The following is a 22,587-nucleotide window of genomic DNA, read 5'->3' as shown; positions in this document are numbered from 1 at the left end:
ACAGCTTTATTTGTTGGGGGAGTCGGTCGCTGTGAACATTTCAGCGATGACTTCTTCCAACGGGCGATCTTGCACGCCAACGTCTTCGATCTGAAATTCATTCAGTACGGATGTTAAGACTTCAGGGACTTTCTGACGTTCCACTTCGATTCGAGTACGTGGTCCGATTTGCTCCAGGACGGTCCCAAATCGCGAAAGATCCCCGGAGGATTGGCCGGCGGCAAATTGCAGCTGAATGATTTTGTGTTGACTGAAGCGATCAACAATCTCTGAAAGCGGGCCATCATGTTTGATTTCGCCGTCGTTAATGATCACGGCCCGTTTACAGAGAGCTTCTACATCTTTCATGTAATGGCTCGTTAAGATCACGGTAATCTTTCGTTCTGCCTGATAGTATTTCAGGAACTCTTGAACCTTTCGCTGAGATATCACATCCAGACCGATGGTCGGCTCATCAAGTAACAGGACCTCTGGACTGTGGAGGAGTGCAGCAATCAACTCCATCCGCATCCGCTCTCCCAATGAAAGTTCTCGTACTGGCTGGCTCACCAGTTTTTTCACTTCGAGCAACGCTGTTAATTCGTCAAGACGTCGATCAAACTCAGTGTTTTCGATCCGGTAGATTTCCCGGTGAAGCTGAAACGATTCTTGTGCCGGCAAGTCCCACCACAATTGGTTCTTTTGTCCCATGACCAGTGAGAATCGTCGTCGAAACGAATTCGCTCGCTCCCATGGAATAAAATCCAGGACTTGGGCATCTCCAGAAGTTGGAAAGATCAGACCGGAGAGCAATTTGAGCGTCGTCGTTTTTCCTGCTCCATTCGGCCCCAGAAACGCGACCATCTCGCCTTCTTCAATCGCGAAGCTGACATCACGCACAGCTTCGACTGTCCGATACTTCCGTTGAAACAGGCCGCCAATCGACGCCAGAATTCCGTCGTTTTTTTGGTAGACTCGATACGTTTTCGTGAGATGCTTCGCTTCAATGGTCGGCATATTTTCATTTCATGGGCTGATGTAAACGTGATGTGCAGATCATAGAGGCTGCGATGTCATTTCGCAGCGCATGAGTCTCGCAAGAAACTTGTCATTCATGAAAATCAAACCCGTGAACGCTTCTTTCGACCTTTGACGAAACTGTTAACGACCATGTTGCCCATGTCTTGAGCGTTACAGGTTGCGCTGATTCCACCAGAAACCTGAGCCATTTGCTCAACGAAATTGACGAGGCCGTAATAGAAATAGTCTTCGATCAATGCAAAGCTGGAGATTTGTATCCCCGCATTCTTACATTTTTTCACTTCGCTCAAGGTCGCCCGGGCAGTTCTTTCGGCGGGTGGGTAAAGCAAGACGATCTCACGACCTTCGATGTGAGCCGTCGGCTCTCCGTCGGTGATGCAAATGATTTGTTGGTTCTGAGCGGGCTGCTTCTTCAGAATTCGACGAGCGAACTGTAAGCCCGCTTGTATGTTTGTGAAGTGTTCCGGGACGAATGCAGGTGGATTGTCGAGGGAGACCCGCAGGCTGACTTGTGGATCGAAAATGCTGACCTGTTTGGGAGCGGAGTTGAGCAGGTCTCGCTCGGTCATGGCAGTCGCGTAGGTGTAAAAACCGACAATCTGTAAGAAGTCAGACTGATATCTTGATCGCACCAAGGCTTGCAAAGCCATCGCGACTTTCTTGGCAGATGCGTACTTCCCATACCTCATCATGCTGCCAGACATGTCGATCAGCACAACGGTCGCGCAGGACGTCTGGTATTCCGTTTCATAGATTTCCAGATCGTCTTCCGAGATATGAACAGGAGAACCTCCACCCTGACGATGAATCGCATTCTTCAGCGTTTCATGCATGTTCAAATTACCGACCGGGTCGCCGAATTCATACTTCTTCGACTCGTCCATCTTCACTTGCCCAGCCCCACGAAATTCCGTTTCGTGCCGGCCCATCTTGTCTTTGTTCTGAATATTGAACAATGATTCCAAGGCCTTGTTTTCAACTCGCTTCAAGCCTTTGGGAGTGACACGAAACTTTCCTTCGCGATCTTTCTCGACGTACCCTTGCTTCACCAACATGTCGACGACATCTGGGTTGTCCTCTTCCCATTGTTCAAGTGAATCAAGAACCTCGTCTCCATAGTCCATCATGAATTCGGAGAATTGATCAAACAGATCATCTGCCGATTGTGGGCTGAATCCTTGGGAGGGATCGAATTTTGAGTATTCGAATGAAGGCATTAGGGACTTGATCCGGGGCTAGGATTGAGAGTCTTGTGTAGGGGACTTGGCTTTGCTGGGGGCCTTTTTTGATGTTTCAGGTTTGGCGTCGGGGGAATTTTCAGTTACGGGTTCAGATTTTTGTTCTGCTGCTGCTTCTGCTGGTGGTGATGAAGTCTCTGTGGCAGGATCGACAGAAGTCTCGGCAACGGGATCGACGGCTGTCGTCTCTGACTTGGCGTTTGGCGACTTCTCTGAAGTTGTATCTGACGCAGTCGCTTCGGCTTCTTCGTATTCAAAGTAGGCGGGCAATTCTTCCGGTTCGTCACGCACCTTGCGTTGTTCTTCGACCAGCTGCATGAACGGCCCGACTTTTTCGCAGTGGCAGCGAATTGCTGTCTGACTGGCATGCGCTCGCCGTTCGTAGTGACATTTCGGACAACGCCATAAACGCCGAACGTCGTATTTAATTCGAACCATCGGTCCACGCATCTGCATGCCTTTTGAATGTCTGTTGACCTAAGGAATCTTCTCGTGCTTGTCGTACTCGTGACATGTTGTGCCTGTGAAGCTCATTCTGCATGACTTCATAGACTGCTCGCCACAAGGCAGGACGATAAGACCAACAGTGGATCTGCTCTAAATTGAGAAAAAATGAAAGGGGGCAAAACTATTCTATGCAACGTGGGGGAATCTGGCGAGAGGACACTGAACGTTTCCGCAAACTCGCTACAATCTCAGAGAATGCAAAGTCCATATTGATCTCAAACGCTCACGGAACTGATGGGTTACCGAAATCTCAAACAATGTGTTGAAGACCTTGAATCGCACGGTCATCTGGTGCGGATTTCAACCGAAATTGATCCGCATCTCGAAGCTGCAGAAATTCAACGTCGTGTATTTCAGGCCAATGGGCCGGCACTCTTCTTTGAGAACGTCAAAGGTTGCCGGTTCCCGATGGTCAGCAACCTTTACGGAACGATGGATCGAACGCGATTCCTCTTTCGCGACACGTTGGAAATGGTCAAACGTCTCGTCGAGTTGAAAATCGATCCGTCCGAGGCGATGAAGCATCCGCTGCGGTATGCACGTGCATTCCCGACAGCATGGGCAATGCAGCCGAAATATGTTTCTCGCGGACCAATCAACCAGAATGAAACCACTCTCGATCAACTCCCTCAACTCGTTAGCTGGCCAGATGATGGCGGACCGTTCGTAACGCTTCCTGCCGTCTACACGGAACACCCGGATGCCGCCGGATGGCAAAAGTCGAACCTGGGGATGTACCGAGTCCAACTCGGCGGGAACGAATACAAGCAGAATGAAGAGGTTGGCCTGCACTACCAGATTCATCGCGGCATTGGTGTTCATCATGCAGCTGCGATTCGAAAAGGTGAAGCATTGCGGGTGAACATCTACATTGGGGGCCCTCCTGCGTTGCCTCTCTCTGCGGTCATGCCACTTCCGGAAGGGCTCTCCGAATTGACATTTGCAGGAGCTTTGGGCGGTCGTCGTGTCCGAATGGTCAAGCAGTCAAATCACCTGCCACTTATTGCAGAGGCGGACTTTTGCATCACAGGGACCGTTGATGCTGATCACTTGAAGCCAGAAGGCCCGTTTGGGGACCACCTTGGTTATTATAGTTTGACCCACGATTTTCCGGTCCTGAATGTCGATCGCGTCTACCACCGCAATGATGCGATCTGGCCTTTCACGGTCGTTGGTCGGCCTCCTCAAGAAGATACATCGTTCGGGGAGATCATCCACGAAATTACAGGCCCGGCGATACCTTCTGTCTTACCCGGAGTCAAAGCGGTCCATGCAGTCGATGCAGCGGGAGTTCATCCACTTCTGCTCGCCATTGGCAGCGAACGGTACATGCCATTTGTCGAGGAAAAAGCTCCTCAGGAAATTTTGACGCAAGCCAACGCCATTCTGGGGCAAGGGCAACTCTCGCTTGCGAAATACCTCTTCATTATCGACGAGGCCGATGAGCCAGGGCTGGATATCGAGGACATTTCTCGGTACCTCGCGCACGTTCTCCGTCGTGTCGACTGGAAACGCGACCTCCATTTTCAAACGAAGACAACCATCGACACGCTCGATTATACTGGCGACGGAATGAACTCAGGATCAAAGGTTGTCATCGCTGCCGCTGGAGCGATTCAGAGAGACCTTCCGATTGAGATTCCGTCGAACCTTGATTTGCCAGCAGGGTTCAGAAAACCGATGCCTGTTCTCCCCGGTATTTTAGCCATTGAAGCACCTGAGTGTCGGGATCAGAATGATGGGACTCTGCAGCGTTTCGTTGAAGGTTTCGACGAAGGGCATCCACTCAACACGTTCCCGTTGATCCTGCTGGTCGATGACGCTGAGTTCACCGCTCGCAATCTGAATAACTTCCTGTGGGTCTCTTTCACGCGATCCAATCCTGCTCGTGACATCAATGGAATCGGCGCTTTTGTGGAAGACAAACATTGGGGCTGTCGCGGTGCTTTAGTCATCGATGCGCGAATCAAACCGCATCACGCTCCTCCGCTGATCGAAGATCCCCATGTGACCGAGCGAGTCAATCAACTCGCTGCTCAAGGCGGTCCGCTACACGGGGTTCTGTAGTGTCAACTCATCACTAAAGTTCGCCTCAAAACGAAAGGGTCCAGAGAGGTCTTGAGCGAGAAGGTGTGCGAACATGCTTTCCTTCGCCTGTTTGATTGGTCGTTCATGGCTCCCGATTGCACTGAATTCACTGAATTCACTGAAACCGTCCAACTCCGAACGCAAGATTCATCAAGAATCGTAGGCAATTCAACTTCAATCCGGACGATCAGAGCTCCGTTGCACCCGGATGTGCTCAGATTGATTCATTCGTTTGAAATGGAGTTGGCGTTGTCGATTTTTAGAGATATGATTCAACGGAATTCCCTCTGAGATCGATGAGCGATCGGGCAAAAACACTTGGTCAAGGAACAATTTGTGACGAAATCCGATCCGCACTCGAATCGAGATCCCAGTGTCGATATCACGATCACTGCTCGTGAACTCTGCCTGCGGTTTGTGGAGGAATTCGAGAGCGGAGGCGAGCCCGATCTGGAATCGTTCATGGTTGATGTTCCGGCTGAATATCGTCCGGAAGTTCTGGCAGAACTCGTCAATGTCGATCTGCTTCAGAGGCGAGCACAGGGACAAAATCCTTCGAAGAGTGAATACATCAAAAAGTTCCCTCTCGATGGACCGACAATCTCAGCAGCCTTCGACGCTATCTCGGACACCGTTGGCGATCAAACGTACGTCACTGAATCTGCCATTGAGAGTACCGAAATTGATCTGGCTATCGGGGATCAGGTTGGCAAGTATGAAATTCGCTCCGTACTCGGTCGCGGTGGGATGGGGATTGTCTTCGGTGCGTTTGACACAGTCATTCTCCGCGAAGTGGCGCTGAAACTTTTGAGTCGCAAGCATGCCGGAGATGAGTCCGCTCTCAATCGACTTCTTCAGGAAGCTCAGGCTGTCGGAGCCGTTCATCATCCCAACATTATCGGCATCTACGATGTTCTGGAAGAGAACGATTCTTACTACCTGGTGATGGAAAAAGTCTCAGGTGAAAACCTCGGTGAGGTTCTAAACTCATCGGAACAGGGACGACTTGATTGGAAAACGGCAACACAGGTCATCATTGATTGCTGCAATGGACTTGCCGCCGCTCATCAGCAGGGTTTGATTCATCGAGATCTGAAGCCGATGAACATCATGCTAACGGATGACTCTTCCGCCAAATTGCTGGACTTCGGTTTGGCCAAAGGCAATCAATCGGACGAGACCGCACTTACAAAAATCGGCACGGTTCTGGGCACTCCAGATTTTATGAGTCCAGAGCAGTGCAAGGCTGCCGAAGTGAATCCGACCTCTGACATTTATTCTCTCGGTGCGACATATTTTGCTCTTCTTACCGGACATCCTCCGTTTGGTTCACTTCAGAATCATCTGAAGATTATGTTTGCGCATTGCCATCGGCCGACTCCAAACATTCTTGATGAACTTCCTGAATTGCCACCGGCTTGCAACGACATCATTCAAAGGGCGATGGCGAAAGAATCCGCTGATCGGTATCAGTCAGCTCAGGAGTTTCGCGTTGATCTCGAAGCTGTTTTGAATGGTGGCCAACCTTCAGGAAGTACACAATCCTTTTCGGCAACGCAAAGTATAGAAGTCCCCCCCACTCCAGCGAGTCCGAAAAAGTGGTTTAAGGTGGTGACTGCCGCATGCTTGGTGATTTCAATCGCGACTTGGGGAATCACCCTGCTTCAAGATATTGAGAAGAATCAGGAAGGACGTCCTACAAACTCAGTCACAGGACCGCAAGAAGCCGGTTCGGAAGAGACCGCGACTCCTCCACTGTTTCGCGGAGTCACTGAAAACACAATCCATCTTGGTACCTCCACTGCTTACAACGGTCCCAGTCAAGAACTGGGGCGGAACATGGTCGTTGGAATGAAGTCCTGCTTTGAACGCATCAACGATGCGGGGGGAATTCATGGTCGCAAAATCTCCTTGACAGTTCTGGATGATCGTTACCAGCCGGAAAAAGCATTGCAGAACATGCAGGATTTTTTTGAGGACAGAGATGTTTTTGCTGTCATCGGAAACGTTGGAGCTCCCACTGCGAGGGTGACTTCAAAGTATGCGAGTGAGAATTCGTATCTGTTCTTCGCTCCATTCAGCGGGGCCAGTCTACTTCGAGAAGATCCACCGGATCGATATGTCTTCAACTATCGTGCCAGTTACGTCGACGAGACAGCAGCGATGGTGAAACATTTCGTTGTGAATTTAAGAATCCCACCAGAAAATATTGCTGTGTTTGCACAAAACGACGCCTACGGGGATGACGGCTTCAAAGGGGTCGCCAAAGCGATGCGGGAACACGGAATTCAAAGCGATGACCTGATTCGAGTCGGGTATGAACGGAATCAGTTGGATATCGACGAGGCCGTTTCTACGATCTTAAGCGAACAAGCTCACATTCAGGCCATTGTGATGGTGCCGACATATAAAGTTGCAGCGGACTTCGTAAAAAGGATCAAAACGGAAATCCCGGAAATGGTGTTTGGTGCTGTTTCGTTTGTTGGAAGCCAGGCACTCGCTGAGGCATTTTATGAAATAGGCCCTCAGTTTGGAGATGGGGTTCTCGTCACGCAAGTGGTCCCACACTATCTCTCCAACGCCACCGGAGTTCGTCGCTACCGACAGGACCTTAAGAAGTATTACCCGGAATATGAGCCAGGGTTTGTTTCACTTGAAGGTTATATTGCCGCTGAGTGTTTCGCCGAAGGACTTCGCGATGCAGGTCCGAACTTGAACACTGAGTCGTTAATCGATGCGCTGCATTCGATTCGCGATTTAGATTTAGGCATCGGCCCCATTATTCAATTCAGTCCTTCGAGACATCAGGCGTCTCATAAGGTGTGGGGGACGCAATTAAACGCGCAGGGAGAATTCGAAATTGTGGACCTTGAGTAGAAGCTGACTCAGAATTCTTTGTGCTTTTGTGAAATTTGAGTTTAAGGATCTTCAAGGATGGCCTCTCGGTTGAAATATCGAAAACCTCGCCCGTTCAACTTTCTCTTACTTCTGCTATTGATCTGCTGGGTTGCCTACCGACTCGGAGACTTTCAGCAGAACGAGATTCCACCTGCAAGCGACCAGCAGGCGGCACGAGTAGTACGGGTCATTGATGGTGACACATTACTGATCGATGGTGACCGGAGGGTTCGATTAATTGGCGTCGATACTCCAGAAACGAAGCACCCCAAACTTCCTCCGCAACCATTCGGCGATGAGGCGACTCAATTCACGGTCGACATGGTTGAAGGAAAGACGGTGCAACTTGTTTTCGATAAAGAACGATACGATAGGTATCAGCGAGTCTTGGCATTCGTGTTTGTTGATGACAGGTTTCTGAACGAAGAACTCGTCGCTGCCGGTCTCGCAACAGCTGAGCCACGATATCGATATCGTGATGACTTCAAGAAACGATTCATCGAAGCAGAGAAAATCGCCAAAGAAAAACGTCTCGGCATCTGGTCGCTGGAACGGTAGGACAAGCCCGGACTTTCAGCTCTCCGGCAAATGACGGTCCTGCCTCAGAAGACTTTGAATTCCACGAGGCAGAACGAGTCCCTGATCTCTTTCCCAGCATCTTTCGAATTGGTCTTCAGGTTCTGCCACGTGGCGAACAACAATTTTATTGATGGAACACGTTCTTACCCGGCACACGGTAGAGTAAACTGCTCTACCGTTTTGTGTCATCAGGCCCTGAGCATATGCGGATTGCTTGCTTGTTGGCAAAAATGTAAAAGTTTCAGGATTCATGTTCCCGATGAGGGTGTTTTTTGATACATAAGTACTTATCCGGAAGCCTTTGCAGTAAAGGGGTTACTCCATTTTTGAGGAACTCGATGCAGGATTTCGGATCAGTTCAAGAGCAATTTCAAGATCGTTTTTTATATTCTGCCTCGTGACGAACAGCAATTTCGTTGATGGAACGTGTTCTTCACCGACAGATGGCAGGGCAAACTGCTCTTGAGCGTCGATCAGGGAGGGGCTGATTCTGGACCGCACAGATTGAGACAGATCAAATTTGTGTCTCTTTCAGGAATCAGCAGACAACCTGTTGTGAATAGTATTCCTCGACTCGACAGGGAAGGAGTCTTCGTGTCGAAATCAGATCATATCCCAAGCCCCAGGCATCTCTTCCCGGAAGCTGCTGCCTGGGTCATTTCAGGCAAACGTGGTCTCCTGCGGGGCCGTTGGCTGTTGAAGCAAGAGCGTGACTGGTTTCCAGCCTGGTCGATTGGATCGATTGCGGGCGTTTGCGGAGTAATGCTTGCAACTTTGCTCTTTTTCTTTGAGGCTCCAAAGTTGGCAGCTTCTCCGACTGAACCAAAAGACGTCTCCCTAGCCACTCAGTCGTTACTCACAGAGCCTGAATCAGAACCGGTTTTGCCGACCCCTGCACGCCCATTTGTTGTTGGCGAATTTCCAATAAAGAGTCGGACCTCAAATCTGTCTGGATCAGAATTGGTACGGACCGAACTTCCTTATGTTTGGGATCAGTCGGAAATTGCCAATCTCGAATCACGTCCAATCCGGCACCGTGATCCCTTCGTGAAAGATTCCTGGACAACGACCGCGCGAAATCAATTTTTTGCCACCAATTTCACCCCATACTTTGTGCAAGGTGCAACGGTTCCTGTCACGCCGACTTACGTCACCAGTTCCGGGGCTCGGACAGAGTTTGATGGAATTGAGGCAACTCGCTCGCAAGCAGTGCTGGTCGAAAAACAAACGGTCGGGAAAACGACCACCGGTCAGCCATATTCCTACGAAATCTACGTCACCAATCGTTCAAACGATCCGATTGATGAAGTCGTTCTTCGCGAACAGATCTCAGCGATTCATCGAGTCACGGAAGTTTCGCCACCTGCAGCTGTGCGAGGGGATGAACTTGTCTGGTCGCTTGGAAAGTTGACCGGGAAAGAGCGAAAAATCCTGAAAGTGACCCTCATTCCAGATTCCGTGAAGCAAATCGAGACTCTGACAACAGTTAGTAATAAATCCAGGGTTGGCGGGAATGCGAATGTCAACGCACCCGTCATTGAAGAGCCTGCTCTGTTACCAATTGAGCCGGAAGAACCGGTCCTCCCACAAATTGATGAGCCACCACCCAAACGTGCTCCTGCTCCAAGCCCAATCTCTGAACTTCCCAAGCCATTTCCTGAGCTCAAGCTGGCAGTAACGCCGGTCGGAATCGTCAAGCAGGGTGAAACACTCTCGTTAACGTTCACGATCTCAAACGTCGGAACAGCGGCAGCTGAGAACGTTTCGTTGCGGGTGAATTTGTCAGAGAACTTCCGCCATAAGTTTGGGGAGCATATCGAGCACACAATCTCCCGTCTGGAACCGGGACAAAGTCGACGGGCTTTACTTCAGGCTCGGGCACTGGAATCTGGACAGGGAAAACTTTCTGCATCTCTGGAAATGCAGGGGACTGAGGAGGGAAGCCAAGACCTCGATATTCAGGTTGAGCCGATCTCGAAATCGATTTCCAGTCGCCGTAGCGTCGCACCGGTTGTTGAATGCAAACGTCCCGAAACTCTTGATCTCGATGAAGATCAAGTCCCCGAGAGCATTGCAACGAACCTGGTCCAATGGCGTAAATCGGAATCGTTCTAGCGCATCTTTCGAATTGGTTTGCAGGATCTGCCTCGTGGCGAACAGCATTTTGACTAGAACTGATCCTGAAACTTAAAATTGCTCTCCCAAACGTAAAGAAAAGCGGCTACTCCAGAGGTTCTCGGACTGGTTCTAGAAGAATGCGTTTTTTCACGGGCACACGGTAGCGCAAACTGCTCCAGGATTCTACGGGCATTCAAACGATATCAGCGACAACGGCTGATAGAGTCCCGCATGGGGGCGACGCCTCTTAAGGATCGGTCAAGTTCGGTGCCCAGACTCCCTGTCTGATGGGAGGAATCTCACCTGACTCGGGGAATGATCCAACGATTGCTTCGTTCAGCTTCCTGGAAAGATCGGTGACGATCTCGCCGAGGTGTGCGTTCTTGGCGAGATTGTTTTGTTCGAGTGGATCCTTTGTGTGATCGTACAACTCACGGCCATCCTGCCCGTTGTTCCATTCGGTGTATCGCCAACGCGGAGTTCGAATAGTGTATCCGAATCTCTGCGCCTTGCGCCCGCCTCGCAATACCTGACTCACAGCCCAACCGCGCCCCTCTTTAGTGGTGTCATTCAAGATAGGAGTCAGGTCCTGTCCCTGAAGATTCTCTGGTGTCGGGACGTCACACAAGTTGGCGAGGGTGGGGTACAAATCAATCAGCCCGACAGGTGTTTTTGCGACCTTTCCAGTCTCTTTCACGCCGGGGCCAGCGATGATCAGAGGAACCCGAGTGCTTTCTTCGAACAGGCTCATCTTCTGCCACAGCCCATGTTCGCCAAGGTGATAGCCATGATCACTCGTGAAAACCACAATTGTGTTCTCCGCGAGGCCAAGTTCTTCGAGCTTGTCGAGAACACGCCCGACCTGTGCATCCATAAACGAGATGCTGGCAAAGTATGCTTGAATCGCTTGTTGGCGTAGGTCGTCGTTAAGTAAATCATGCTCTTTCTTGTGGGAGCCGAGTGCATCAGGCGGGAGGTCTTTGACGTTCTCTTCGACTCCTTCCACAAGTGGCATCTCCTTGACCGCGTATCCTTTGAAGTACGGCTTGGGAGCGACATACGGTGTGTGTGGGCGGAAGAAACCCAAGGCCAGAAAGAATGGTCGCTCCTTGTCTCGCGCACAACGTTCAAGCACCCATTCTGCGTCGGTGGCTAGCATGCCATCGGTGTGAAGTTTGTCGCCACGGGGAGAGGCATACCAGCTGAGTGTCCCACCGAAGCTGTTCTTCTTCAATGAGAAAATGTCTGGTTCTTCAAGGAGACGATCACATCCTGCCGGATTCAATTCCAATTCCCATGAACCGGGATCATCGTGTCCATTCGTTCCGACAGATTTCGGAACATTATAATGATACAACTTCCCAATCCGGGCAGCGAAGTATCCTTGCATTCGAAACGCATGCGAAAGACTTTGATGAGACGGAATCGTTTGGCGGAAAATCTGGCTGTTGCGATGAATCCCGGTACTGTTCGGGTACAACCCGCAAAGCATGGAGTTTCGACTCGGACCACAGAGCGGGTACTGGCAGTAAGCCCGGTCAAAAAGAACTCCACGTTCTGCGATTCGATCAATGTTCGGTGATGTCACTTGCGGGTGACCGTAGCACCCCAGTGATGTGTTGAGATCGTCCGAAATGATGAACAAGACGTTCGGTCGCTTCTCCGCAGCATGTAATTGCGGAAAGGAAACCTCAAGAGCGAGAGTCGACATCAACAAAAATGAACAGGCGTAAAGTCCCAGCAATTTTCGAACGCTCATGAAGACGTCTTTCGCTCTAAGGATTCGACGAGTTTCGCTTTGCAGAAGCTTCGTTTTATGATTTCGCTCTCGGTTTTGCCACTCACTTGACGCAATTTCAATGCTTGCCGCGACCGCTAAAATACCTTGAAGATATTATCAACGTGGTCTGAAAACCTGAGTTTCAGCTTGCGATGACTGAAAACACCGTTCATTTCAGGCTCAACGGTCATGGCTGAGTGTCAAGATTTCAAGGTGGAACAGGAAAGGAACGGGTCCTTTGTAAAGCTCGGAATGGGAGGAAACTTTTCGATCAGAGGGCCACGTATTCCCTGAATTTCGTGCTCGGTATCCTGCCCTCCCTCTTAATCGTCAATACGTTTTCATGCATCGACATTGATGGTGAATCACGCCGATCAGCGCAGCCGGTACAGCGTGGAGATCCAGCTTTTGACTCACTCAACCGGGTTGCTTCCTCCAGAGACTTTGCTTTGGAGCTGAAGCCTCGGTGCGTCTTCCTCTGTGGTACAGATCGACGAGCTTTGACGAGCCTACAAAACTGCTGCACGCTTGCCGAAAAAAGACATCGGCTCATGTCGATTTAATAATTTTTTAATTTTTCAGAACTTTTTGAGGGAGGCGAGGTTTAGTAAGGGAACTTACTTTTATTCCTTTCTCTAGAAGCTTGGAGGGCTCAAAAGCGTTGAGTTAAAGACTGCTAACAGGCAGTTCAAAATTCTTGGTTGCTTTTACGTGGAATTTCTTTCCGGTTCTTTCCCGTTAGCTGATGGGGAAGTTTTTGTACCTCTTTTTCTGAAAGTACTAATATGGCTCAGCGCCACTCATTTCGTCGAGGCTTTACACTCATTGAGCTTTTGGTGGTCATCGCCATCATTGCGATTCTTGTAGCTCTACTGCTTCCAGCTGTTCAACAGGCCCGCGAGGCAGCCCGGCGTACACAATGTAAAAACAATTTGAAACAGCTGGGGCTTGCGCTCCACAACTACCACGATGTGTATAACCAATTTCCTCCAGGACAAGTTTTCTCAGGAGATCCGACGCTAGCAAATCAGACGGCTGATCGGCAGACATTTTCATTGAACCATACCGGTTTCACGATGTTGCTGCCGTATATTGATCAGGGGCCACTTTACAATCTATGGGACCCAAATATTGCTTCTGGTCCTGCTCTGAGATCGGGAAGTGCTCCTATCCTGGGGGACCCAACGCTCAATCATCAAGTGACTCAACAACGGATGCCAGCGTTTCTTTGCCCATCGGACAGTAATCAAGGCCCGGCTCCAAACGTAGCAACTGGAGAATATGCTTCAACTCAAGGAGCACTCACAAGTTACGTCTTTAACTCCGGCTACAGTGGGGAAGAATATCGGACGTACTCGGTCTACAGGTCGAGTACGGTCGTCATGCCAACCGGAAAGACTGTCCGGCGAATTGGGGCTTTTGGGAATAACGGATCTGCAAGAATGGCTGATTTCACTGATGGAACATCCAATTCAATTGCAATGGGAGAAGTGATTCTCGACAAATCCAGCACAAGCTACCTGCCACTCTGGGGGCAAGGTCGACATGTTGGAACCTTCGGTCGAGTCATTCCCGATCCAAATCCCGGGCACGTCAATAACTGTCGCTACCGAATCAACGCTCACTACGACTGTGATGCAGCCAACGTCGGAAAGCCATACGCCTGGACCTACTCCAGTTCGCATGTGGGTGGGGGACAGTTTCTGCTCGCAGATGGAAGTATCCGCTTCCTCAGCGAGAACATCGACTGGCCAACTTTCGTATATCTGAATTTCATTAAAGACGGAGAAGTGATCGGCGAGTTCTAATCGCTTGGTGCTTTATCCTGCATTTAATACCTGTCTGGAGGATTTTAGAAGACTCCAGGCAGGGTTCATCTTCACGCCGGTTGTGTTTTAAGGATCTGTTGTTGTGTTAAATCTTTTCAGGTTATTCCAAGCAGCTGTATTGGTTTCTACCTTATTCGTCTCTGGGTGTGGTGGGTATGATCCACCTGAAAACCCTGGTCAGGGTGATGATGCTCCGGTCATGGAGGATGTCCCGGACGCAAGACCGTAACTTGACGAGTCGAGCCACCCAGGATGCCACTCTTGGCAGGGTGGCTCGTATTTCTTGATAAGTCGCGTGCTGTCTCGTGAATGTGAGGGATTCCTCACAAGGAAATCACTCTTCACTTAAAGGAGTCACGAAAAGAAATCACGGACAGGAGGAACAGAAAAGTGTTTCAACCGGGGCATCTATGAGAGCACTTCTCCCGTGAGTCAGATTCGATATGACGCAAAACAGGACTCAAAGAAATGTTTCAAGGTGTTGAGTCGTGCTCATTCTCTCAATCTGTGTGAGCCACATTTCAAGCGGGGCTCCATTCAAGTTTTCCACCACGATGTCCGACGGGCACACTCTCTTGAGGGAAGGGCAAAAACTCTTTTCGTTAGATGATTGACGAAATCATTGTGTCCCTTATGATCACCATATCGGCTTGGGTGCTTGGGAGCGTGTTGCTTTCAAGAGAATAGGGAAGACGGTGTGATTCCGTCGCGGTCCCGCCGCTGTAACCGAGGACGAACGTCGCGTTCACCACTGTGAATATGCACTGTGAATCAGGTACTGTGTGTCAAGCATTGCGAATCAGGCACTGCGATCAAACACTGTGAAGATCCACATCATTAAGTGCTCACGGGAAGGTGCGACAAGTAGTAAGATCCGGAAGCCAGAAGACCTGCCCAGATGTCGACAGATTTTCAGTCCCTTCGTGGAAAAGGTCTCACTGAGAGCCAGTGAGCGGGGAGAATGTCTACGACCGCGCGCTCTGCGTGATCTGTTTACATGCTTTCCGGCTCAACCGCTTTCACATTAGAATCAGTCTGAAACCTCTGGAACCGCCGCTTTTCTCAATGATTGAGAGAGCAGTTTCAAGTTTCAGGATTAATTCTCTTGAGTCCTCTTCTCCAAAGTTGCTGAGATTAATGCGATACCCTTTCCGCGTAGACTTTCTACGGCGATGGTATCGTCACGACAACGGAGATTTGTCATGTTCCTCTTGCGGCGTCCTCGCTCTCAGCGAGGTTTTACTCTCATCGAATTGCTGGTTGTGATTGCGATCATTGCAATTTTGGTTGCGCTACTTCTTCCGGCCGTTCAACAAGCCCGCGCAGCTGCCCGGCGTGCTCAATGTAAATCACGGTTGAAGCAGATCGTTTTAGCGATGCACAATTATGCAGATGTCCATTATGAAATGATGGTGCCATTCGTCATCGAAGATTCCGAACGTTTGAATTATCTCAAAACCTTTAGTGGGAATCAGGGGACTGCTCAGTTCTGGTTCGGGACAGTCGACTATGATGAACCGAACATTGAAGACCAGTTAGACTACACCAACGGCCCGCTCGCACCGTATATGGAAACAAATTACACGGTGTTTCAGTGTCCAGATTTTGGTCCATCTCAAATGGACAACATTCGCTTCGGAAAACCAGCTTCGGGTTTTGCATTTAACGGGTACGAACTTTCTCGACAGTCCGGAGTTGATTGGCTGCCACCGACCTGGGCTGCCGTCGACAATCCCAAGCCAGCGACTCGTCGCTTCCGGGATGTCGCTCAAATGACCGAGACAATTGCCTTTGCAGATAGTGCTCAGGTGAGAACGGTCTCTTTTTCACCTCCCACTTTCAGCTTCGAAGAGAACTGGATTCTTGACGCTCCTGATCGCAACTTTCCGAACGTTCACTTCCGCCACAACGATTCTGCAAACGTTGCGTTTCTCGATGGACATGTGAAGTCGTTTGGCCACAATTTCTCCATTCAGGTTCCCGGTCCGAATTTTGTTTCACAGGAACAGGCCGATCTCATGGAGGAACACCGACTCGGATATGTGACCGACGGCGACCCGGACAATCTCGGCAAATTCTATGATCGCGAATAATCATTGATTCATTTCCTTATGCAGAATGAGCAAACAATCAGGAGTTGGCAATGATTCGCAAATTTCTATTCGTTCTCTGTCTCGCACCGCTGGTCGGTTGCGGTTCCGAGGATTCGACAATCACTGAAGATGTTCTTTGGAAAGTCGCTTACGACCGGAAGTCGAAACAGGCTTACCTGATCGAAACTTCGGTGCAATTGCCTGTTTCAAACCCAGAGAACCCGAGGTCCCAGTTGCAACCGGCACTCTACTGTGCCAGTTGTCAAAAGTGGTATCCCGCGCCTCCGCTGGAGCAACTCAACAGGACTCCCGGGGCGGGGAAATGCCCGAAGGATTCAGGGCCGCTCACAATTGACGGTCCACCGCCTGAGCAGAAGTTAAGTTTCCGACCGGAGGCGAGCAAATGAGTATTCCGGTCGTCTTATCATGGAGTGGAGGGAAAGATTGTGCGATTGCATTGGATCGCCTTCTTTCTGACGACCGTTACGATGTCGTCTCGTTGTTGACGACATTCACGCGTGGGTATGACCGTGTTTCGATGCATGGAGTCCGCCGTGAATTGATTCTTGAACAGGCGGCGGCCATCGGTCTTCCCCTGTCTGAATCATGGATCGAAAAGGGGGCCTGCAACTCCGACTACGAAGCAGCAATGTCCGCGTCTCTTGAACAATTCAAACTCAAAGGAGTTGAGACGATCGCCTTCGGAGATTTGTACGTGGAAGAAATCCGGGCATACCGGGATCAACTTGTTCAGCGAGTGGGGATGAAATCTCTTTACCCGATTTGGGGAGAAGAGACGACTGCTCTCGCTGAGCGGTTTGTCACGGGTGGTTTCAACGCGGTAACTTGTTGTGTCGACACCAAGCAGATTCCGGAATCGTTTTGTGGTCGAGAATTCGATTCCACATTTTTGGAGACTCTTCCCGAGACAGCGGATCGCTGTGGCGAAAATGGAGAGTTTCATTCATTTATCTACAACAGTCCTCAAATGAGCTCTCCAATCGAGGTTAGTGTCGGAGAGACTCAACGAGATGGACAATTTGTTTTTTCAGATCTCACACTTGCAGCAGCAAGCATTCACTATCAACAGGATGCAGTTACATGAACAGTCCTCAGCAAAACACGAATACAGAAGTTCCACGGTGGAAATTCGTCGCATTCATATTTGGATACACGATTTTACTCAAGATTCTTCCCTATGTGCTTTACAACATGGGAATGGATGTTGAGAAGAATTTCGCAATCTACCCTTGGGCGTTCTCCCCTATCTTTGCACTCGGGATTTTTGGTGGAGCGATGTATCGCTCAAAGATGAATGCGCTCTGGCTGCCAGTCGCAGCGATTTTTATCGGCGACATTGGTGTTGGACTCATTTCCGGCCATCCTGAATGGGCGTTTTACTCTGACCAGCCCGTTGTCTATGCAGCGTTTGCGTTCTGTGCGGTTCTCGGGTATGCACTTCGTGAAAATCGTTCATGGGGACGTCTTGCCGGCGCCGGAGTTGGAAGCTGCCTTGCCTTCTTCCTGATCACCAACTTTGCATCATGGGTCGGATCGACGATCTATCCACCTACTACTGAAGGCTTGATCGCCTGTTATGTTGCTGGTCTTCCTTTCCTGAAGAATTCGCTGATTGCAACAACTGTTTTTGGTGGACTGCTCTTCAGTCCAATTGCGATTCGTCAAACCAGCACACAGGAAGCTCAACCGGAGTTGATCCCGGCGACTTCTGGAAGCTGATTTTTCTTGAGAACCTTTTGAACATGGTCGAGTTCAGCAACGTGGCGAACAGCCATCTTGCTGGTGGAACACGTTCTGCGCACTTCCTAAGTGTTCAATGAATTGATGCAATTTTTTGTGTAGTTGACTTCGAGATCTTTCATGCAACATCGTGTGATTAGTTTGATTGCCAGTGCGACTGAGATTGTCGCAGCACTGGGGTATGAAGACGCACTCGTGGGGCGATCCCACGAGTGCGACTTTCCGCCGACTGTCGACCGGCTGCCAGTCTGCTCAGAGCCGCGAATTGACGTTAGCGGAACGAGCCTGGAAATTGACATCGCAGTCAAAAGTGCGGTGCAGGAAGTCCTCTCGGTATATTCCGTCTTCAAGGATGAGCTGGAACGTCTGGAGCCGACTCTGATCGTCACACAAACTCAATGTGAAGTTTGTGCTGTCAACTTAAAGGATGTCGAAGCCGCAGTCTGTGAACTGGTCAACTCGAATCCTCAGATTGTCTCCTGCGAACCGATGGCGCTCCCTGACGTCTGGGTTGATATTAAAAATGTCGCGATTGCTCTTGGCGATCCGGCGGCAGCTGACCGGCTCAATCATGAGCTACAGCAACGGCTGGAAGGCATTCGTAGTGAGTACGAAAAGGTTGAGCAGCCGCCGACGATTGCCTGCATCGAATGGCTCGAACCGATTATGATCGCGGGGAACTGGGTACCGGAGTTAGTCAGAATCGCTGGTGGTCATGCTGTGATGGCAGAGGATGGAAAGCATTCTCCATATCAATCCTGGGATGATCTTGTCGAAATTGATCCCGATGTGATTGCGATCATGCCTTGCGGATTTGATATCGCTCGCACGGTGAAAGAGATAAACCTGCTGACGGATCATCCACGCTGGAACGAACTCTCAGCTGTGAAAAATCGACGTGTTTATCTCACCGATGGCAATCAGTACTTCAATCGCCCCGGTCCACGTGTCGTGGAATCAGCGGAAATTCTCGTTGAACTGTTGCATCAGGGCGTCGAGCCGAAACACCACGGAACTGGCTGGATTCATATCGACGAAATCAATCAAGGCGATTGACGACACAGACCGTAGTCCGGGACCATTGTCCCGGACAAACCTGAAACTGACTTCGAGACAAATCTCAGTTCTAAGGCAAACGGGTACTACGCAGTTGCAGCGTTTTGAGTGGCGAGTTTTCCGATCTCGACTGGTGATCTCAGCAGCTCTTCAATGCTCGCATTTTGGTCGTAAGCGTGCCGCAGAAATGATTCGTTGGATGTGTTTTCCAATAACCGGCGAACCAGGTAAGACATTCCTGGTAACAGTTCGCCAAACGGAGCATAGACCCGCACGCGATAACCAAGTTCACTGAAGAGTTGTTGTTGTTCCTCAGCCATGCCGTAGAGCATTTGAATTTCCCAGGCATTGCGGGGGACTTTCAACTCCTCAGCCCATGCCATCGCACTTGCGAGGCTCCGCAGGTTGTGCGAAGCAATCGCCGGTTTCAAGTGTTCGTAGTTTTTCAGTAGAAATTGCGTTTGTTCTTCGAAGTTCGCATCGGACTCCCACTTCTGAGTGTATACGGGGCACTTCCAACCACGATACTCGGCTTTGATCGTCTCGTAATCCCAGTAGGCTCCCTTCACAAGTCGGACACCAATCGGAGTTTTTCGTTTCTTCACCCACTTGAGAAGGTCTTCCAGGTCCTCACGCGCATCGGGCAAGTAGGCCTGAATCACAATTCCACAGTCCGGCCAATCTCGAAATTCTTTCTCCATGCAAATCTCTTTGAAAATTTGCACCGTCAGATTTTTGTGCTCATAATGTTCCATGTCGATATGAACATAAGCATCAAGCTTACGCGCTAACCGAAAAATCGGACGAAGTTTTTCTTTGACTCGTTCGGAGGTTCCTTCAGAGTCGATCGGTTTGAAATGGCTGACCAGGGCAGAGAGTTTCAAAGAAACCTGACATCTGGGAATCCAGCCGGTCTGATCACGATCAAGCAGAGAATCTTCTGGCCAGCTATTCACCTGCGGGGCGAGTTGCTCGATGAGGTCCAGATACGCTTGCTGGTATTTTTCGGCCTCAGGCTCGCTGATTACGGCTTCACCGAGTAAGTCTAAAGTAAACGCGACCCCCTTGGAGCGGAGTTTATGAACACTTCGGAAGACTTCTTGAGGTTTGGTCCCGGCGATGAAACGCTCCGCCATTTTTCGGGCGTTGGTCCGCGCATTTACTGCCAGCGCCTTTCCCAGAATGGTATCGGGCTGTGCGACGTTCAATCCTAATCGAACCGTCGCAGGAAGATGTGAACCGACTTCATCGAAGTATTCTTGCAAGTGATTCGTCACTGTTGTGCTTGCTTTGAGCATTGGCAAGACATCAACAAAGCGAAACATTTGCACTTTGACAGACTCATCTTGCATCGCCCATTCAAGAATGTGGTCCAACCACCAACGACGTTCAAAAACGGTCGGTTTTCTTCGGTCCAAATGCTCCCATAAGTCCCGACCGATTCGCTGCGTTTCTTGTTCGACCTGCAGGCTGACTGATGACTTTTTACTCCGTTTTTTCATGGACTTACAATCTGACTTCCGTAATTGGGGGACTTGTTCGACAACGATTTTGGGGCGATCTTGAGACGTAAATCTCAACGTTTCTAAAAAGAGCTTGAGCAGTTTGCACTACAGTCTTCCCGTGAAGAACGTGTTTCTCTAAGAAAATTGCCGTTCGTCACGAGACATGTTGCGTAATACGCCATTTTCAAAATGCGATAGCACGAGACAGGAGTCCCGTGCTATGTGTGAAGAGTGGAACTCAATCTATTCTTCCTGAAGTCGGTAGAGCTGTTCGCCAGCCTTGCGGACAAGCAGAACTCCTTCATCTTCGCGGTTGGCGTAGTCTTCAATGTTGATTGTAGCAGGATCTCGATAACCAAGATTGATGCTCTCGCAAACTTCTTTGGGAACCTGTGACGCTAGCGTCACCTGCATGCGGCATTTTTCAACGCCGTTTTCGTAAGTTCCAGTTCCGCGAACATGCGTTGAGTGAGCAACAACACCCCAAGGGTAGTCTTTGAACTTGTCCCATTGTTCGGTGAAATAGTCTTTACAATGATAGCCGATCTTGTGGATCGTCTCACCATGCGTGACGGAAATGCTTTTCAGGTGTGGAGCATAAATAATGAGTTCACCACCGTCAGCGACGACCGGCTCAAGCTTGTACATGCACTTTCCGGCTGTCCAAAGCTCATCATACATCGTAGGTGAACAAGACAAGACCGTGTGAAACGGCTTCTCCATCCGGATGATATGAGTCTGCCCCGAAACATCTGCCGCAGCGTTCCATGCATCTTCAGGAGCGCCATAAAACAGACCATGTAAGCTGGTTGTTCCATCGGAGGAGACAACAAAAGTAATTGCCTTTCTCTCAACCGGGATGCTCTGAGCAGAGAGGTCAACCACTTCGCGAACTGGTGTCCCTTTGACGCCGATAATGCCGACGTTCGTGATTAAAGCACCGAGCCAATGGAAGAAGTTCAGAAGCAGAGGTCCGGAAATGCCGGGGAAAAAATATTTGTTTCCGCCTGAGAATCCGACCACTTCATGTGGAAAGACTGGTCCCATTACGAGCAGCAAATCATAGTCATGAATTCGCTTATTGATCTGGATAGGAACTTCTTGCGAGAGTAGCCCGTCAGAAATACGCTCAGTATCGGCCTTCGTCAAAGTTCCAATGGTGTCCAACGCATCGGGGTTGTCCCATTCATGGTTGATCAACTCCACTTTCGCGTATTTTGTATTACGTTCTTCCGGTTGAATTCCGAGGAGTTGACACATCAACTCCTCAGAGATCGCCGGGTGAGTCCCCAATGCAAAGATCACATCGATTTTTTCTACGACACCGTTTAGTTGCTCAAAAAGTGAGTCAAACAGTAACGGCATCGGAGCCGTTCGAGTTTGATCCGGGACAATCAGAAGAACTTTCTTGCCTTCAAAATCACTTTGTGGAAGTTGACTGGAGAACCAATTTCTGACTTCCTCTTCAGACATCACCGGTTTTTGTGTCATCGTCATTGTCTCTGCGAAAGCTTCTGGAAGCTCGTGATTCTATACCAACGGAGAATCCCGCTGAATCAACGAGTTGATGTCAATTCTCAATTATTCATCTCAAAATCACAATTCCGGACGATAGAGTTCCAGAGAGATTGCATCAACACTGAAGCCGAAATCGAAAATCTGTTTCTTGAAGTTTGCTGAATCAACCCCGACTGATGCACCCTGAAATGAGCAATTCCTTGGAAGTCATAACGGCTGCGTCTGTTCCGTCCAGCTTGAAATCTCGGGGGATTGAGCCAGCTGGAACTCAAATTCGGTGGCAGATCGGCGGAAATGGAACCCGCCTCATTTGCGAACTCCACGGAGTTGGACAGTATCTTCTTAATGGTATTCTACCATCGTTCGCCTGACCTGTCTTGTGATGACAGATGGATGATTGTTGATTTGCCAGACGATGTTCCAGGTCCTTGCCTGTGGTGATGCCTGTGGTGATGCCTGTGGTGATGCCTGTGGTGATGCCTGTGGTGATGCCTGTGGTGATGCCTGTGGTGATGCCTGTGGTGATGCCTGTGGTTTCGTCAGTCGTTTCTTCAGTGGCGATGGAAAGGAAGCGACGTTCGTGCGACAATGGCCCAC

At 49.8% G+C, this 22,587-nt stretch carries 17 protein-coding genes and 1 riboswitch; of the genes, 10 read left to right on the top strand and 7 right to left on the bottom strand.

Features of this window, described 5'->3' with window-relative positions:
• Positions 1-6: 6 nt before the first annotated feature.
• The 3 genes from Mal48_RS11510 to Mal48_RS11500 all read right to left on the bottom strand — a co-directional run bounded on the left by Mal48_RS11510 (position 7) and on the right by Mal48_RS11500 (position 2,696).
• Positions 7-996 carry an ABC transporter ATP-binding protein gene (locus tag Mal48_RS11510; protein ID WP_145199246.1) on the bottom strand — a complete coding sequence of 330 codons (990 nt, stop codon included), beginning with the start codon at positions 994-996 and terminating at the stop codon, positions 7-9.
• A 104-nt stretch (positions 997-1,100) separates the two neighbouring features.
• Complete coding sequence (locus Mal48_RS11505) at positions 1,101-2,237, bottom strand: VWA domain-containing protein (protein WP_145199243.1); 1,137 nt, start codon at positions 2,235-2,237, stop codon at positions 1,101-1,103.
• A gap of 18 nt (positions 2,238-2,255) precedes the next feature.
• Positions 2,256-2,696 carry a hypothetical protein gene (locus Mal48_RS11500; RefSeq protein WP_145199240.1) on the bottom strand — a complete coding sequence of 147 codons (441 nt, stop codon included), beginning with the start codon at positions 2,694-2,696 and terminating at the stop codon, positions 2,256-2,258.
• 303 nt (positions 2,697-2,999) lie between these two features.
• On the opposite strand from Mal48_RS11500, the gene Mal48_RS11495 reads away from it, so the two are divergent.
• The 4 genes from Mal48_RS11495 to Mal48_RS11480 all read left to right on the top strand — a co-directional run bounded on the left by Mal48_RS11495 (position 3,000) and on the right by Mal48_RS11480 (position 10,445).
• Positions 3,000-4,832: a UbiD family decarboxylase gene (locus Mal48_RS11495; RefSeq protein ID WP_145199237.1), complete on the top strand. Its 1,833-nt coding sequence runs from the start codon at positions 3,000-3,002 to the stop codon at positions 4,830-4,832.
• A 357-nt stretch (positions 4,833-5,189) separates the two neighbouring features.
• Positions 5,190-7,730, top strand: a complete 2,541-nt coding sequence (locus Mal48_RS11490; protein WP_145199234.1) for an ABC transporter substrate-binding protein — start codon at positions 5,190-5,192, stop codon at positions 7,728-7,730.
• Positions 7,731-7,787: 57 nt separating this feature from the next.
• On the top strand, positions 7,788-8,309 hold the full coding sequence (locus Mal48_RS11485) for a thermonuclease family protein (RefSeq protein WP_145199230.1): 522 nt from the start codon (positions 7,788-7,790) through the stop codon (positions 8,307-8,309).
• Between the two features lie 615 nt (positions 8,310-8,924).
• A complete protein-coding gene (locus tag Mal48_RS11480) occupies positions 8,925-10,445 on the top strand; it encodes a CARDB domain-containing protein (RefSeq protein ID WP_145199227.1) in 1,521 nt (506 codons plus the stop codon).
• Between the two features lie 250 nt (positions 10,446-10,695).
• Here Mal48_RS11480 and Mal48_RS11475 read toward each other — a convergent pair whose 3' ends face one another.
• Positions 10,696-12,207: a sulfatase gene (locus Mal48_RS11475; protein ID WP_145199224.1), complete on the bottom strand. Its 1,512-nt coding sequence runs from the start codon at positions 12,205-12,207 to the stop codon at positions 10,696-10,698.
• Positions 12,208-13,013: 806 nt separating this feature from the next.
• On the opposite strand from Mal48_RS11475, the gene Mal48_RS11470 reads away from it, so the two are divergent.
• The 6 genes from Mal48_RS11470 to Mal48_RS11445 all read left to right on the top strand — a co-directional run bounded on the left by Mal48_RS11470 (position 13,014) and on the right by Mal48_RS11445 (position 18,967).
• Positions 13,014-14,036 carry a DUF1559 domain-containing protein gene (locus Mal48_RS11470; protein WP_145199221.1) on the top strand — a complete coding sequence of 341 codons (1,023 nt, stop codon included), beginning with the start codon at positions 13,014-13,016 and terminating at the stop codon, positions 14,034-14,036.
• 658 nt (positions 14,037-14,694) lie between these two features.
• Positions 14,695-14,969: riboswitch (cobalamin riboswitch) on the top strand.
• A gap of 290 nt (positions 14,970-15,259) precedes the next feature.
• Positions 15,260-16,150 (top strand): prepilin-type N-terminal cleavage/methylation domain-containing protein, encoded by an 891-nt coding sequence (locus Mal48_RS11465; RefSeq protein WP_145199218.1) that lies wholly within the window; start codon positions 15,260-15,262, stop codon positions 16,148-16,150.
• A 50-nt stretch (positions 16,151-16,200) separates the two neighbouring features.
• On the top strand, positions 16,201-16,557 hold the full coding sequence (locus Mal48_RS11460) for a hypothetical protein (RefSeq protein WP_145199215.1): 357 nt from the start codon (positions 16,201-16,203) through the stop codon (positions 16,555-16,557).
• Complete coding sequence (locus Mal48_RS11455; RefSeq protein ID WP_145199212.1) at positions 16,554-17,255, top strand: adenine nucleotide alpha hydrolase; 702 nt, start codon at positions 16,554-16,556, stop codon at positions 17,253-17,255. The genes Mal48_RS11460 and Mal48_RS11455 overlap by 4 nt, the downstream gene beginning before the upstream one ends.
• Positions 17,252-17,890 carry a DUF6580 family putative transport protein gene (locus tag Mal48_RS11450; RefSeq protein WP_145199209.1) on the top strand — a complete coding sequence of 213 codons (639 nt, stop codon included), beginning with the start codon at positions 17,252-17,254 and terminating at the stop codon, positions 17,888-17,890. Before Mal48_RS11455 ends, Mal48_RS11450 begins: the two co-directional genes overlap by 4 nt.
• Before the next feature lie 141 nt (positions 17,891-18,031).
• Positions 18,032-18,967 (top strand): cobalamin-binding protein, encoded by a 936-nt coding sequence (locus Mal48_RS11445; RefSeq protein ID WP_145199206.1) that lies wholly within the window; start codon positions 18,032-18,034, stop codon positions 18,965-18,967.
• Positions 18,968-19,053: 86 nt separating this feature from the next.
• On the opposite strand, the gene Mal48_RS11440 is transcribed toward Mal48_RS11445, so the two are convergent.
• The 3 genes from Mal48_RS11440 to Mal48_RS11430 form a co-directional block, all read right to left on the bottom strand.
• Entirely contained in the window at positions 19,054-20,469 is a 1,416-nt protein-coding gene (locus tag Mal48_RS11440) for a proline dehydrogenase family protein (RefSeq protein ID WP_145199203.1), read from the bottom strand.
• A 246-nt stretch (positions 20,470-20,715) separates the two neighbouring features.
• Positions 20,716-21,969 carry a lactate racemase domain-containing protein gene (locus Mal48_RS11435; protein WP_231740000.1) on the bottom strand — a complete coding sequence of 418 codons (1,254 nt, stop codon included), beginning with the start codon at positions 21,967-21,969 and terminating at the stop codon, positions 20,716-20,718.
• Between the two features lie 289 nt (positions 21,970-22,258).
• A complete protein-coding gene (locus tag Mal48_RS11430; RefSeq protein WP_145199200.1) occupies positions 22,259-22,579 on the bottom strand; it encodes a hypothetical protein in 321 nt (106 codons plus the stop codon).
• Positions 22,580-22,587 lie beyond the last annotated feature (8 nt).

This window comes from Thalassoglobus polymorphus, from assembly GCF_007744255.1.
Lineage (GTDB): Bacteria > Planctomycetota > Planctomycetia > Planctomycetales > Planctomycetaceae > Thalassoglobus > Thalassoglobus polymorphus.
Note: the sequence above shows the minus strand (reverse complement) of the source record. Positions and strands in the feature narration are given on the sequence as shown.